13 protein-coding genes are annotated in these 14,175 nt (G+C 58.2%); 3 read left to right on the forward strand and 10 right to left on the reverse strand.

Going from position 1 to position 14,175, the window contains the following annotated elements; genetic code table 11:
* Window positions 1-45: 45 nt before the first annotated feature.
* The 3 genes from ACP8MI_RS08010 to ACP8MI_RS08020 are packed head-to-tail and all read right to left on the reverse strand — an operon-like array spanning window position 46 to window position 1,842.
* Window positions 46-855: an anti-sigma factor gene (locus tag ACP8MI_RS08010; RefSeq protein ID WP_249605986.1), complete on the reverse strand. Its 810-nt coding sequence runs from the start codon at window positions 853-855 to the stop codon at window positions 46-48.
* Window positions 848-1,429, reverse strand: a complete 582-nt coding sequence (locus ACP8MI_RS08015) for a sigma-70 family RNA polymerase sigma factor (RefSeq protein ID WP_049168367.1) — start codon at window positions 1,427-1,429, stop codon at window positions 848-850. The genes ACP8MI_RS08010 and ACP8MI_RS08015 overlap by 8 nt, the downstream gene beginning before the upstream one ends.
* An 11-nt stretch (window positions 1,430-1,440) precedes the next feature.
* Complete coding sequence (locus tag ACP8MI_RS08020) at window positions 1,441-1,842, reverse strand: hypothetical protein (RefSeq protein WP_147579300.1); 402 nt, start codon at window positions 1,840-1,842, stop codon at window positions 1,441-1,443.
* 227 nt (window positions 1,843-2,069) lie between these two features.
* Between ACP8MI_RS08020 and ACP8MI_RS08025 the strand changes: the two genes are divergently transcribed.
* Window positions 2,070-3,686, forward strand: a complete 1,617-nt coding sequence (locus tag ACP8MI_RS08025; protein ID WP_049148088.1) for a cytochrome c biogenesis protein CcdA — start codon at window positions 2,070-2,072, stop codon at window positions 3,684-3,686.
* Between the two features lie 107 nt (window positions 3,687-3,793).
* Here ACP8MI_RS08025 and ACP8MI_RS08030 read toward each other — a convergent pair whose 3' ends face one another.
* The 4 genes from ACP8MI_RS08030 to hemW form a co-directional block, all read right to left on the reverse strand.
* Window positions 3,794-4,534, reverse strand: coding sequence for a 16S rRNA (uracil(1498)-N(3))-methyltransferase (locus ACP8MI_RS08030; protein ID WP_049148089.1), 741 nt, complete (start codon window positions 4,532-4,534; stop codon window positions 3,794-3,796).
* A 30-nt stretch (window positions 4,535-4,564) separates the two neighbouring features.
* Window positions 4,565-5,710, reverse strand: coding sequence for a molecular chaperone DnaJ (dnaJ, locus tag ACP8MI_RS08035; protein WP_018120361.1), 1,146 nt, complete (start codon window positions 5,708-5,710; stop codon window positions 4,565-4,567).
* Between the two features lie 111 nt (window positions 5,711-5,821).
* Window positions 5,822-6,853: a heat-inducible transcriptional repressor HrcA gene (hrcA, locus tag ACP8MI_RS08040; protein WP_018120360.1), complete on the reverse strand. Its 1,032-nt coding sequence runs from the start codon at window positions 6,851-6,853 to the stop codon at window positions 5,822-5,824.
* Entirely contained in the window at window positions 6,853-8,082 is a 1,230-nt protein-coding gene (hemW, locus tag ACP8MI_RS08045; RefSeq protein ID WP_249605987.1) for a radical SAM family heme chaperone HemW, read from the reverse strand. Before hemW ends, hrcA begins: the two co-directional genes overlap by 1 nt.
* 192 nt (window positions 8,083-8,274) lie before the next feature.
* Here hemW and ACP8MI_RS08050 point away from each other — a divergent pair, with 192 nt between their 5' ends.
* Together ACP8MI_RS08050 and ACP8MI_RS08055 are read left to right on the forward strand one after the other, a co-directional pair.
* Entirely contained in the window at window positions 8,275-9,699 is a 1,425-nt protein-coding gene (locus tag ACP8MI_RS08050) for a hemolysin family protein (RefSeq protein WP_049168373.1), read from the forward strand.
* Window positions 9,700-9,702: 3 nt separating this feature from the next.
* Window positions 9,703-10,743 (forward strand): CNNM domain-containing protein, encoded by a 1,041-nt coding sequence (locus ACP8MI_RS08055; RefSeq protein ID WP_018120357.1) that lies wholly within the window; start codon window positions 9,703-9,705, stop codon window positions 10,741-10,743.
* A gap of 42 nt (window positions 10,744-10,785) precedes the next feature.
* Here ACP8MI_RS08055 and ACP8MI_RS08060 read toward each other — a convergent pair whose 3' ends face one another.
* From ACP8MI_RS08060 to ACP8MI_RS08070, 3 genes are all read right to left on the reverse strand, one after another.
* Entirely contained in the window at window positions 10,786-11,469 is a 684-nt protein-coding gene (locus ACP8MI_RS08060) for a hypothetical protein (protein WP_049148094.1), read from the reverse strand.
* Window positions 11,470-11,697: 228 nt separating this feature from the next.
* Entirely contained in the window at window positions 11,698-13,527 is a 1,830-nt protein-coding gene (locus ACP8MI_RS08065) for an AMP-dependent synthetase/ligase (protein WP_249605988.1), read from the reverse strand.
* Window positions 13,528-13,805: 278 nt separating this feature from the next.
* The gene (locus tag ACP8MI_RS08070; RefSeq protein ID WP_249605989.1) at window positions 13,806-14,060 is read right to left on the reverse strand and encodes a hypothetical protein; all 255 of its coding nucleotides are present in this window, start codon (window positions 14,058-14,060) and stop codon (window positions 13,806-13,808) included.
* Window positions 14,061-14,175 lie beyond the last annotated feature (115 nt).

Below are 14,175 nucleotides of genomic sequence, written 5' to 3' on the forward strand. Positions count from 1 at the left end.
ACCAACTGCAACTAACTTTCCACGAAGTTTGAACGCTTCTCGGTTTTAGGCTTCCAACACAACCTCAGCGAGCATCCGACCACTCGGGCTAGTGCTGCCAGCTGCGGGCTCTTCAGTGACCATGACCTTATGGGTGGCAGCGTCGAAAGGCATCCACACGTCCTCGTGCGGGTCTTGGCCGATGACTCCGGCCGAACGTACCACACCATTCTTGTCGACGGACCACACCTGCGCGCCCATGCCGTCGGCAAGATCCGGTTGACCATCCACCATCGCACCGGCTTTGCCCATTTCTGTCGACGACACAATGTGCAGGTGTGCGCCTTCCGCGCTAGTCGCGCCGCTGACCAGATCGGCCGCCGACATGATCTCATGCATCTGTTCGTGCCCGGCCGCGGTAGAATCCGCATCTTCTGCAACGATCGTGCCCTCACCAGCGTCATCGGTAGCGTTATCCAGCACGGGAGTAAGCACTGTGACTACCACCAGCAATGCAGCGGCTGCGAGACCACCGGCCAGCACCCAGGTTTTTCGCGGCGCACTCTTCCGAGAAGCCGCTGACCGAGCCGTCGCTGACTGAGCCGTCGCGGATGAAGCTTTCGCCCGTAACGGAACGACATTATGTGCTTCCACCGCCGATTCACGCTGTGTGCGATCGTCGGAAGCTGCGTCCGCATCAGAATGACCGAGACGTGCAAGCAGCTGCCCTTTCACATGCTGCGGCGGGGTGTGCTCCGGGACAGCATCGAGGAAGGCATCGAAAAACTCGTCGTCGAATTGCTCCGAGTTAGCCTGAGAGACGTTATTGCTAGTGATGTCGTTGCTCGAGGCGTCGTTCCTGTCACGATCACTCATGGTGGGCTTCACCCCTTCCCCAAACAGCTGCTAGTTTGCGTACCCCATCACGCACCCGCGTTTTTGCGGTACCCAATGGGACATTGGTGGATTCTGCCAGTTCCGCGTGACTTAGCCCGTCGAAAAACGTCAGCAGAACGGCCGTGCGGTGTGGCTCGCCAATCTTGTCGACGGCTGCCCGCAGTCGTTTTCCCTCCACATTAGTAAGAGCCTCAGTTTCCACATCTACCTCACGGATGCGTTCCCCAAGAACAAAATCGGCATCGTCGCGGCGCACGCTGGCGTTATGCGCACGCAGTTTATCAATTCCGCGGGAATGCGCGATCCTACCCACCCACGTGCGGGCGCGACCACGGTCTGGGTCAAAGCTACGTGCTTTATTCCAGACTTCCACGAAAACTTCCTGCAGCACTTCTTCCGCGAGCGAGTTATCACCGAGGATCTGGATGATCACACCGTAGGCCAGCGGCGAAAGCGCATCATAAAGCTGTGAAAAAGCGCGCTGGTCCCCGTCGGCCACGCCCGCGACGAGCGCGTCGAGGCGAGCATGTTCTTCAGGGCTGCAACTAGACACAGCATTACATACTACTGGCTCATCTTGTCGTCATGCTCCATCTTGTCGCCTTCACCGCCCATCTTGTCGTGTTCCATTTTGTCGTGCTCCATCTTGTCGCCTTCGCCACCCATCTTGTCGCCACCCATTTTGTCATCGTGGCTCATCTTGTCGTGCTCCATCTTGTCGCCGCCCATTTTGTCGCTGTCGCCCCCCATCTTGTCGCCACTCGTGCTCTCCGAGGTCGTCTTTTCAGAACTCATCTTGTCCGAGCTCTCGTCCGAGCTTTTCTCAGTGCTCTTCTCAGTGCTCGTTTCTGACGACTTCGTTGGAGTTGCAGCAGAATCATTACTGCACGCAGCCAGGCCCACCGTGCTCATCGCAACGGCAGCGGCAGTGATCAAAAATTTCTTCATCGAAGTATGTGCAGACATTGGGGTCTCCTCAACAACTAGTGGTGTCAGCAGTTTTTCCTGCCTTCAACTACTACTGCGGAACCACCCTGCAGACCGGATTGGAAAATATGAAAATTTTTTTTCTGCCATTCGCAGCAATCCACTACGGCGCTCGGCTCCGGATAAACCAATGACAGAGAAAATACGAGCCGCGTACGACGAACCTCCGCCGTCACGCGCGCGACATTCAGAAAGGCTGCACAATCATGCTCAGCACCATCGCCATCGGTTTTATCGGTGGCCTGATCACGGGTATATCACCGTGTATTTTGCCGATCCTGCCGCTAGTGCTGGCAGTATCCCAAGGCTCCAAAGCCCGCCCATGGTTGGTTATCGGCGGTTTGGTCACCAGCTTTACCGTCGTCACGCTGTTTGCCACCACGTTGCTCAATGCGCTGGGGCTGCCCGCAGATATTTTGTGGAAGCTCGGCATCGCACTATTGGTGCTGGTCGGCCTAGGAATGATCTTTCCCAAACTACAGGAGCTACTGGAATGGCCATTCCAGTTCCTGCCGCGGGCACATAAGTTGCAGGCCCGCGCCCGCGATAAGGGCGGGTTTGCCGTCGGCCTGGCCATGGGTGTGGTTTTTGTACCGTGCGCTGGCCCAGTATTGGCGGCAATCACCGTGGCTGGTGCTACAGGCGAAATCGATGCCCGCATCGCCGTTCTCTGCATCTCGTTCGCGATTGGCGTAGCCATCCCACTGCTGGTTTTTGCGTTGGGCGGCCAGCAAGTGGGCAAGCGCGTAGATTTCTTCCAGTCGCGTCAACGCGTCTTCCGCGCCACCGCTGGCGTTATCGTCATCAGTATGGCCGGTGCCCTGGCATTGGGTGCGCCGGCGTGGATCCAGCAAAAACTACCAAACTGGACAGGTGATGCCGAAAAGACCGTCACCGCGCAACTGGCACAACAAAACGAAGGATCAGACTCATTGGAAGATTGCCGTGGCAACGGTGAACTTGGCAATTGCGGCACCGTCCCGGAGCTGGTGGGCCTGGAAAACTGGATGAACACGGACACCCCCGTCGACCCGCGTACTTCTGGTGATGTCACGCTGATCGATTTCTGGGCTTATGCCTGCATCAACTGCCAACGCGCGAATAAACACATCACCAAACTTTATGATCACTACCGCGACTATGGCTTCACCGTCATCGGCGTACACTCCCCGGAATATGCCTTCGAGCGGGAAACCGCGAACGTGCGCCAGGCGGTTTCCGAGCAAAACATCAACTACCCAGTCGCCCAAGACAATTCCTTCGCCACCTGGAAAGCCTTCAACAATCAATATTGGCCGGCACATTATCTTGTCGACGCTGAGGGCACCGTCCGGGAAATCCACGAAGGCGAGGGAGCCTATGCCCGTACTGAGCAGCTCGTGCGCGAGTTGCTACAGAAGCGTGATCCGTCGGTTGAACTTCCTGCCCCATTGGAAGATTCCGACGACGAAACCACACAGCATCGCAACCCGGAGACTTATTTGGGCAGCCAACGCGCCCGGTACTACGCCAACCCCGCGTATAAGTCCGGCACCTTATCTGGACCGGAGCCGGAGATCGGTCAATACACCTTGGAAGGCGATTGGACCATCGACCGGGAAAACATCACCGCTGGTGACAACGCCACAATCCGCTTGAACTACCGCGCAGCTCTGGTGCAAGCAGTCGTTTCCGGCAGTGGCACCATCAAGGCCAACGGGAAAGAGTTCACTGTTACCGACGACGGAACGGTAAACCTCCTCGACGTTGAGAAAGCACAAGCGGGAATCCTGGAGATCGAAGTCTCACCCGGTTTGAGCCTGTACTCGTTTACTTTTGGGTAGTTTGACGGTACACAAACATTTGTTCGTCATCGTTTCTGCACTTCAGCGCATAAATTCATAAACTTCATAAAGTTCATAAAGTTCATAAGAATTCATAAGCGTGTGGACTACCCACCCCAACGGCTGGTGGCTGCACCGATGACGGACAGCGCCACCATCGCCGCAGAAGCTGTGCGCAGCACCTGTGGCCCCAGAACCACCGGCTGCGCACCGGCGCTGCGCAGTAGCGCTACTTCTTCCTCGCCGATGCCACCTTCTGGCCCGACGATAAGAAACACCGTGCCGGAAAACTCCGGAGCCAGCTGGGCTAGCGGCTGGCTCGCTTCTTCGTGCAATACGACGGCGGTGTGCCCGTCGATCAGCTGCGCCAGCTGGGCAGTGCTCACCGGTTCCCGGACTTCCGGCACCGTCACCCGGCGCGATTGTTTCGCCGCTGCAGCCGCCGCGGACTGCCACTTCTGCACGCCTTTGTTGCGTTTGGCGCCCTGCCATTTCGCAATACAGCGGGCGGCTTGCCACGGGATGATCTCATCGGCACCGGCTTGCGTCGCCAAGTCCACGGCTAACTCACTGCGCTCGGCCTTCGGTAATGCTTGTACGACAATGACGTACGGGTCCGGACGTTCGCATTCGCCGCTGGCCACCGCTATCCCGGTCAAGTGTTCTTTGCCGGATGTTTCGGTGACCTCAATTTCGGCCCAGCGTGCCGCGCCATCAATCAGCTGGATGAGCTCGCCGGGCCCGATACGCTTGACCGTGACGGCGTGGCGGGCTTCTGGCCCAGTGAGCTCCGTGGCCTCACCGACCTGCGGCAACGGCGCGGAAGCAAAAAATACCGGGAGTGACATTGCGACTACCTTGTGCGCTAGAAGCCGAGCTTAAAATCCAAAGCGTCCACGCAGCCGGCTGAACAATCCGTCCGAGTGACCGTCGGCTTCGGAATTCACGCGAGACGATTCTTCGCGCTTGTCGCGGACTTCCTCCAGCAACTGGCGGGTCTTTTTGTCCAGGTCCGTCGGCACGGCGACGTCGACATGTGCAATCATCTTGCCTTGCCCGTCGGTGCGCACGCGTGGCATGCCTTTGCCTTCCTTCACAATCTGGCCGCCCGGCTGAGTTCCGGCTGCGATCTCAAATTCGATCTCTTCGCCGTCCAGGCCTTCCACGTTGCAGGTGGTGCCCAACGCAGCATCAACCATCGGCACGGTGATGGACAGGTGCAGCGTATCGGCATCGCGGGTGAAGATATCGTGCTTTTTCACCCGGACTTCCACATACAGGTCGCCTGCTGGCCCACCGCCGTGGCCAACTTCACCCTGACCTGCCATGCGAATACGCATGCCATCGTCGATGCCTTTCGGGACGTTGATGGTCAGATCACGGCGCTTTTTCACGCGGCCATCGCCGCCACAGTGATTGCACGGATCCTTGATAACTTCACCAAAGCCCTGGCAATTGTGGCACGCACGCGTCGTCATCACATTGCCCAAGAAGCTGCGCTGCATCTCCTGGATCTCACCAGCGCCATTACATACCTCGCAGGTCACTGGCTTCTCACCATCCGCCGAGCCGGAACCGGTACACCGGTCACACAGCACCGCGGTGTCGACGGTAACTTGTTTTTTCATGCCGGTATAGGCCTGGTTCAGCGTGATGGAGGTACGCAGCAGCGCGTCGTTACCCGGCTGCACACGCGAACGCGGGCCACGGGACCCGCCCCCTGCGCCACCGCCAAAGAAGGCTTCAAAGATATCGCCAAAGCCACCGGCGCCGCCGAAGCCGCCACCGCCCCCGGCTCCGCCGCCTTGCTCCATGGGATCGCCACCCATGTCGACGATTTTGCGCTTCTTCGGATCCATCAAGACGTCGTGAGCGTCGGTCGCTTCGGAAAACTTCGAGGCGGCCTCGTCGGACGGGTTCACATCCGGGTGATATTTACGGGCGAGTTTGCGGTACGCCTTTTTGATCTCCGCCTCGCTGGCGTCTTTGGATACTCCCAAAATTCCGTAATAGTCACGAGCCACTGTTGTATCGATTCCTTCGGGTCAGTTGGTTTATAGGGTTTCTCGGTGTTCTCGCTGCACCTGCAACTGCACATGCATCTTTGTGCATTAATCGATCTACCAGCCTACAGGCTAATTCGTGCCTGCCAGAATCTGGCTGACATACCGTGCAACAGCACGAACCGAAGAAATTGTTCCCGGATAATCCATAAATGTGGGACCCACCACACCAAGCCCACCGAGTGTGGCGGATTCATTGCCATAACCAGCGGTAACGATCGACGCCTGCTGCAATTCTTCGTCTTCGTTCTCCTGGCCAATCAGCACGTCGACATTGCCAAGTTCCGGCACGTTCGCTAACAGCTTAAACATCACCACTTGTTCTTCCAGCGCGTCAATAATCTGTGGCAGCCCCTGTGGAAAATCACGCCCTGCCCGGGTCAGATTCGACGCCCCCGCCATCAACAACCGGTCGTTGGGCTGATCCACCAACGTTTCTATCAGCACCGTGGCCACGCGAATCATGTGGTGACGCAAATCCGCCGGGGAATGCTCCAACAAATCAGCCACCCGATTGGCCGCCTGCCCTACCGGAACCCGCGCGAGCGCACGGTTTAACAGCTGCCGCAGTTCATGAACTTCCGCCTCCCCGATCGGGGCATCCAATTCCACGTTGCGCTGGTCGACGCGCCCAGTATCCGTGATCAACACCAACAACAAGCGCATCGGTGTCAGATCCACGACTTCCACATGTTTGACGTGCGAAACGTTCAACGTCGGCAACTGCACCACCGCCGCCTGCCTGGTCAGCTGCGCCAACAACCGCACCGAGCGCCGCAGCACATCTTCCAAATCGACGCCGTCTTCCAGGAACGTGCGAATGGCGCGTTTTTCCGCCTCCGACATCGGCTTGACCTCGCCCAAACCATCAACGAAGCGCCGGTAACCTTTTTCGGTGGGCACTCTTCCCGACGACGCATGCTGCTGGGCAATAAAGCCCTCTGATTCCAACACCGCCATGTCGTTGCGGATCGTTGCCGACGACACCCCCAATTGATGACGCTCCACCAGCGCCTTCGACCCCACGGGTTCCTGGGAAGCGATGTAATCCGTGACGATCGCACGCAGAACTTCCACCCGGCGTGCCTCAGTCGCACCAGCCATCAGGACCTCGCTTTCACATCAGCTGTACCGTCATCTTCAGCGACCAAAATATCGGTGATGATACCGTCGGCAAGCAGCCTGCCCGCATCGGTCAACGCCAGCCGGTCCGGTTGCGGAAAGTGCAGCAGGCCGCGGTCCACAAAATTCTGTACGACGCCCGCAGCACCGGCGCCCACGGCGGCGTAGTCAATGCCTTCGCGCAGCCGCAGCCCCAACATCAGCAGCTCAGTGTGGCGATCCGCCGGGGTCAAATCTTCCACCTGGTTAATCGGCAACTCGCCGTCGGCAAGCACAGCGGAATAGCGATTCGGGTGCTTCACATTGGAAAACCGCTGCATACCCAGGTGAGAGTGCGCACCCGGGCCCGCGCCCCACCAGTCGCCATCGCGCCAATAGATCAAATTGTGTTGGCATTCGCCGCCGGACCGGGCCCAATTCGAGACCTCGTACCACTCCATGCCGGCCTCGGCCAGGCGCCGCGCGATCATCTCGTAGCGGGTGGCCATCACATCTTCTTGTGGGGCCGGAATCTCGCCGCGGCGCACCTTACGCGCCATCGCAGTGCCGTCTTCCACGATCAGCGAATATGCCGAAACGTGATCTACCTCGGCTGCAATCACCAAGTCCAGGGTGCGGGCAACATCGTCATCAGTTTCCGTTGGCGTCGCATAAATCATGTCCAGATTGACGTGCTCGAAGCCTGCCTGGCGCGCCTCACGAGCAGCAGCAAACGCCCGGCCTGGGGTGTGTGCGCGCTCCAGCACCTGCAAAACATCATGCGAGGCAGACTGCATCCCCAAAGAAATGCGGTTATAACCAGCCTCCCGCAGGCCCGCGAAAAACTCCGGAGAGGTCGATTCCGGGTTAGATTCCGTGGTGACCTCCGCATCGTCGGCAAGACCAAAGGTAGTGCGCACCGTCGACAAGATTCGGCCCAGCCCATCTGCCCCCAGCAACGATGGGGTGCCGCCGCCAATAAATACCGTGTCCGCTTTCCGACCAACGCGCTGGGCCGCCATGTCGAGCTCCACGTCCAACGCGTCCAGGTAGCCCTGCGGATTCGCGCCACCAGCTTCCCGTGGGGTGTAGGTATTGAAATCGCAATAACCACAGCGTGTAGCACAAAACGGCACATGGATATACAAGCCAAACGGGTCACCGGACTGACTGGTGAGGCGGCTGGACAACTGGCTGGATATCTGCGACTGGCTGGATATCTGCGACTGCATAGCACCAGCCTAATAGTTGGTCGCGTTGCCAACCAAGGTGTACGCTGGTCGTATTTATTGCGCGCTACATAGTAGGCGTGAAATAAGTGAGCAGTGAGATTGCCGCAGGGCAGAAAGGATGATGGTGGAACCTCCGAGTCGAAGTATCGACGACCCGCACGAACAATCCATGAGCACCGAGGCGGTGCAACCATGTTAAGTGCGGTTTTGTTCCTCATTCTCGGGCTCGCGGTGATTTTTCTGATCATCGTGGCCAACGGCTACTTCGTGGCCCAGGAATTTTCCTTCATGTCCGTCGACCGTGCGCAGTTGCACACCAATGCCGCGCGTGGCGACGACGCCAGCAAACGCGCTTTGGCAATCACCAACCGCACCTCATTCATGCTCTCCGGCGCGCAATTGGGCATTACCGTCACCGGCCTGCTGGTGGGTTACGTCGCAGAGCCGCTGGTGGGCGAGTCACTGGGCACCTTGCTGAGTGCAACCGGGCTTTCTGTGACCGCGGCCGTCGCGATCGGTACCGTCTCTGCTCTGGCGGTATCCACGGTTGTGCAGATGATCTTCGGTGAACTATTCCCGAAAAACTACACCATCGCCGCCCCAATGGAATCCGCGCTGTTTTTGTCGCGGTCCACGGCCTGGTACCTGCGAATTTTCGGCCCGCTGATCAAATTTTTCGATTTTTCTTCCAACGCTTTGCTGCGCGTTTTGCGCATCGAGCCGGTTGCCGATATCGATAATTCCGCGACCACCAAAGAATTCGAGTCCATCGTGGAAAGCTCCCACGAGACCGGCGACATTGACGACGAGACTTTCATGGTGCTCGACCGTCTATTGGACTTTCCCGACCACGACGTCGAACACGCCATGATCCCCCGTTCACGCGTCGACGTGATTGATCCCGATACCACCCTCGGTGAGCTGCGCGAACTCATGGCCATTGCGCACACCCGCTACCCCATTATCGACGACGAACACACCCCGATCGGCGTCGTGCACCTCACGGATATTTTGCTGACCGACAAGCCTGACAGCACGTTGGCTACCGAACTCATGCGCGAATCATTGGTGGTTCCGGAGCTGATGCCGCTTCCCGACGTCGTCGTCGAGCTGCAAGAAAACGACGAGAAATTGGCCTGCGTGATTGACGAATACGGCGGTTTCGTCGGCATCGTCACCTTGGAGGATCTGGCCGAAGAGATTCTTGGCGACGTCACCGACGAGCATGACGTTGACCTGGAAGAATCCGAAGAGATCACCGAAACCGCCGAGGACCACTGGACAGTCGATGGCGATACCCCGCTGGATGAGGTCGAGCGCGCCATCGGGCACGACCTGCCGGAAGGCGACTACGAAACCGTCGCTGGATTGTTGATTGCCCAGGTGGGCTCACTCGTGGAAGAAGGCGAAACCCACACCATCGAATTGGATGCAGAACCAGAGGACTGGGTGGATGCGGATGCCGCGCCAAACCGCCAGTTGATTATCACGGTGGACGAGGTAGAACGGCACGTGCCATCGAGTTTGTCCCTGGAATTGGTTGAGGAATTCGAGGGCGCAGGGAGCGAAGGCGGCCGCAGCGCCCGCGCTGAAGAGGAAACGGCAGAAAGGGGCTAGGGAATGCAGGAATGGTATATCGCTGGCCCGTTGAGCCTGGCGATCGTCATATTGTCCGGGTTTTTCGTCATCATTGAGTTTTCTTTGATGGGTGCCCGCCGACACCGCCTGGAAGAAACCGCGGAGTCTTCTGCGGCCTCGCGCGCGGCATTGCGGAGCTTGAATGAGTTGACCATCATGTTGGCTGGCGCACAGCTTGGGATTACTGCGGCGACCTTTGCGCTGGGTGCGATCACCAAGCCCTGGATCCATCATATGCTGATGCCCGTGTTTGCCGCCGTCGGGATTTCTGGTGGTTTAGCAGACACGATCGCGTTTGTGGTGGCATTGCTGCTGGTGACGTTTGTGCACCTGGTGGTTGGTGAAATGGCGCCGAAGTCGTGGGCGATTGCGCACCCAGAGCTTGCCGTGCGGATCATTGCATTACCAGCCCGCGGGTTCATCTGGATCTTCCGCCCGTTGTTGAAGTGGATCAACGTCATTGCCAATAAGTTGGTTGCGGCTACTGGCGTGCAGCCGGTCGATCGCGCCGGTGCGCAGGGTTATGACACCGATACTTTGCGCACGTTGGTGCAGCATTCTGGGCAGACGGGTGCGATGGATCAGAAGTCTGCACAGCAGATCAGTGGTGTGATTGAGTTGGAAAACTCCACAGTCTCTGCCTTGGCCCGGGCGCATGGCGTGGAGATTACTCCCCTGCCACATGACGCCACGGTACGTGATGTGCAAGAGGCGAGCCGGTCGATGAACCGTTTGCGTGTGGTGATCTCCGATGCAGAATCCGCCGTACCGCGGGTAGTGCACGTACGGGATACGTTGCTACAGGAGCCAGATAGTCCAGCCGCCGCTGTCGCCCGCCCAGCCTTGTCGCTAGCTGGTTCCACGAAAGTGCAGCACGCCATCGAGCACATGCGCGCACTCGGCGAACAAATCGTCGTCGTTGGTCGCGGAGACAACAGCGAATCACTGTGGATTTTGAACTGGGACGACATCATGGGCCAGCTATGGCCGGAAATCACGAAGCAGCTGGAGCGGGAAGCTTAGAAAGAAAGCCTCGTCCTGCCCGCTGCTACTGCGCTACTGTCGCTAGCCCACGCTCGCAGCGCGCAACCGAGCGCGCTTTGCAGCAACCTTGGCGACGATCCGGTCAATGCGTGCGCGTTCTTCCAAAAATTCCGGCGGTTTGCGCCCACGCATGCTGCGGGCAAAAGCAGGGTGCGCAGAAACCGCAGTGGTTTCCCACGCATGCGCCGCCGTCGCAGCCATCCTCCCAACTTTGTTGTATAGGTGCGGCAGGGAGACCGCATCCAAATCGCGGGCCACGGCCTCTGTCTGTTCGAGTACGTATTCCACCAACTCGCGCAGAAAGTCCACGGTGTGTGTCGTGCGTTCGTGCAGCGTATGAACTAACTCGTTGACCACAACCGGCGGGCCAGACAGCGGGAAAAATGCCTGCAGCGACTCCGCTGTCACGGCTTCGGGCTCGGATATCCGCTTGGTACCGTCGGCAGCCGCAGAAATGCTGCCTGAAGCCACCCCGGAAACCAGTGCCTGGCGCAGGCCAATCAGCTCGCCGACGACATCGCGGGAATCCCGGCGCGCGTCTTCCACGATCTCCGCCAACTCTGCCAGGCAATCCTCGACGAGTTCTGCGTCGTAATCTTCGATCGCTTCGATCACGTGCTCGATGTATTCGGCCACCTCGTCGCCAATGTTGTACACCTCTTGGGTGAGCTCACGATGGCGCAGTTCAGCAGCGATTTTGCGCATTAGGGGGCTGCCTCCTTCTAGACCGTCGCGACCGAATACCCTCATCCTCAACCTAGCCCACGAAACCTGAAGTACTAGTTGAGAGTTTCTCTGCGCTGTAGCCTATTGCAGTAGCGGCCCAAAAATGGTTCGACTCGCCGGAAAAAACTCAGCAGTTTATAAGCTTGCCGACGGTTCCTGGCGGCAGGCTCGGAGCATAAGACAGAGCTGGCCCACAGGCTGCGGATTCTAGCGCGAGTACAGCTTCTCCAGCACCTCCGAATAACGCTGGACAACCACGTTGCGCTTCACCTTCATCGTCGGGGTGAGTTCGCCGGATTCCTCCGTGAAGTCTTTATCGAGGATGTAGAACTTCTTGATTGCTTCCGCGTGCGAGACCGTGGAATTCACCGCGTTGATAGCGTCCTGGATTTCTGCACGCAGCGTTGCATCGTGTGCTAATTCGTCGACGCTGCGGGAGGCAGGAATATTGTGCTGCGACTTCCAGCGGCCCAGTGCTTGCTCGTCCAATGTCACCAAAACAGCAACGAATGGTTTGCCGTCACCAACCACGAGCGCCTGGGAGATCAACGGGTGCGAGCACAGGCCGTCTTCGAGCCCACCCGGGGCGACATTCTTGCCGCCCGCGGTGACGATCAGATCCTTTTTCCGCCCAACGATTTTGACGTGACCGGAAGGCAGAATCTCGCCCAGATCTCCCGTGCAATACCACTGACCATCGAATGCTTCGTCGGTAGCTTCTGCGTTGCGCCAGTAACCGTCGAATACCAAATCTCCGGCTAACTGCAGTTCACCATCCGGGGCAATGCGCACACGGGTTCCGCCCAGCGGCGGGCCTACGGTGCCAATTTTCTGGTTTTCGAAATCAACGGTCGCGGCGGCGGCAGTTTCTGTCAAGCCGTAGCCTTCATAAATGGGCACACCGATTCCACGGAAGAAATGCATCACTTCCGGGCTCATCGCAGACCCGCCGGAAATGCAGTAGTCGACTTCTCCACCCATACCCACTCGGATTTTGGATAGCACCAATTTATCCATGACTTTGTGTGCGCCGCGCAGCGCCAACGACGGGCCATCTTCTGTATCTAGGGCACGGGAATAAGCGATCGCGGTCGCCTCGGCCCGATCGAATAACTTCCCCTGAACAGTTCCGGAATCATGTGCTTTCGCACGCGCACCATTGCGGACTTTTTCAAAAACGCGCGGGACGCCCAGAATCAAGTTTGGTTTGGAGCGCTGGAATTCCGTTGGCAAGGTCGCGAAATCCGCCCAAAAATTCTGTGTCGTCCCACTGATCATCGCTGCTGCAGAGACCGAAAATGCCAGCACGTGCGCCAGCGGCAAAAAGGTCAACACGTGGTTGCCAGCATGCGCAATGCCCCCGATTGGGTTGGTGAGCAACCCTAGGACCTGGGCAGTCCAATTGCGATGCGTCAGCATACAACCTTTCGGCCGCCCCGTGGTGCCCGAGGTGTAGACCAGTGAAGCCAAATCATCCGACGTGGTCGCAGCAATGCGCTTATCGACGGCGTCGTCATCAATATTTTTTCCTGCTGCTTGCAGCGCTGCTACCGCGCCGTCGTTAATTTCATAGAACGCACGCATCTGCGACGTGGAGTCTTTCACACGCGGCTCGCCGTCGTCGGCAAGCTGCAACATGCGCAGGATCTCACTGTGTTCTTGGGTCTCACCAATGCCAAGCACGGCGCCGGAGTTCTCGATGATCCACTGGACCTGCGACAGCGACGACGACGGATAAACCGGAACGACAACGGCACCGGCGGCCCAAATGGCGTAGTTGAGAAGCATCCACTCGTAGCGGGTATTGGCCATCAGCGCCACGCGATCACCATGCTCCACACCAGCGTCGAGCAGCCCCTTGGCCACCGCATAGACCTCGTCCAGAAACTCCTGGCGGGACACCGGGACCCAGGTGTGGTTTTTCGGGCGGCTGAACAACTCCGCCTTCGGCTGGGTTTTCACCGCATCGATAGTCAGGGTTAATAGCGTTTGGCCAGGTTCAATGGTGTATTTCGCGGGGCTGAAGGCTTCTCGCACAGTTCTCCTAGGTGGTTACGTGCCGTTCCACTTACTCACTGGGTTACTGTACTCCCCCACCCCGCGTTTGCCCGAAGTCGGACGTGCTAATGCGGGCCGACGCCCACATGCCGGGCGTTCGCGGTGAAGCCTTAAGCTAAAAACAACTTAAAAACGACTAAACAAATACACCAGGACAATCAGTACCAGCAAAGTAATAAGTGCAAAACGCACTCGGGAACGCGGGTACTTCTTCTGCTTCGCCATGCCACTAGCCTAACCTTTTACCGCTCATTCCGTCATTGAGTTGTCGACTGGCTATCCTGTGCCTTCGCTTCCGGCTTGTCACGTGCGTTGTCCCGCAATGACAACCAGGCGGTTAGCACAAAGTTCAAGCCGCGCACGATTACCGTCGCCAACACCGCCGCCACGACGCCCGCGACCACCACAACAATCGGCATCTGCAACCACGGCGATAGCGATACCAGCATTTGCGTTACCCCCGTTAGAGTTCCCCCAGCTAGCGATGTGCTGGTTATCAGTGCATCGTCCATTGCGTTCATTCTAGACACAGTGCCCCACAGGGTGGAAGGGCGCAATGCCTCCAATTAGACCCTCGCCAGCATTACGGCTTCACCAAACAGCTGGCATAAATCTGTAAGTTTCCAC

The organism is Corynebacterium sp. LaCa_70, assembly GCF_058182015.1.

Bases quoted from the DNA above. Each gene is read 5' to 3' on its own strand.
- ACP8MI_RS08010 (WP_249605986.1), bottom strand. From the start codon at position 855: ATGAGTGATCGTGACAGGAACGACGCCTCGAGCAACGACATCACTAGC.
- ACP8MI_RS08020 (WP_147579300.1), bottom strand. From the start codon at position 1,842: ATGTCTGCACATACTTCGATGAAGAAATTTTTGATCACTGCCGCTGCC.
- ACP8MI_RS08025 (WP_049148088.1), top strand. From the start codon at position 2,070: ATGCTCAGCACCATCGCCATCGGTTTTATCGGTGGCCTGATCACGGGT.
- ACP8MI_RS08030 (WP_049148089.1), bottom strand. From the start codon at position 4,534: ATGTCACTCCCGGTATTTTTTGCTTCCGCGCCGTTGCCGCAGGTCGGT.
- hrcA (WP_018120360.1), bottom strand. From the start codon at position 6,853: ATGGCTGGTGCGACTGAGGCACGCCGGGTGGAAGTTCTGCGTGCGATC.
- hemW (WP_249605987.1), bottom strand. From the start codon at position 8,082: ATGCAGTCGCAGATATCCAGCCAGTCGCAGATATCCAGCCAGTTGTCC.
- ACP8MI_RS08050 (WP_049168373.1), top strand. From the start codon at position 8,275: ATGTTAAGTGCGGTTTTGTTCCTCATTCTCGGGCTCGCGGTGATTTTT.
- ACP8MI_RS08055 (WP_018120357.1), top strand. From the start codon at position 9,703: ATGCAGGAATGGTATATCGCTGGCCCGTTGAGCCTGGCGATCGTCATA.
- ACP8MI_RS08060 (WP_049148094.1), bottom strand. From the start codon at position 11,469: ATGCGCAAAATCGCTGCTGAACTGCGCCATCGTGAGCTCACCCAAGAG.
- ACP8MI_RS08070 (WP_249605989.1), bottom strand. From the start codon at position 14,060: ATGGACGATGCACTGATAACCAGCACATCGCTAGCTGGGGGAACTCTA.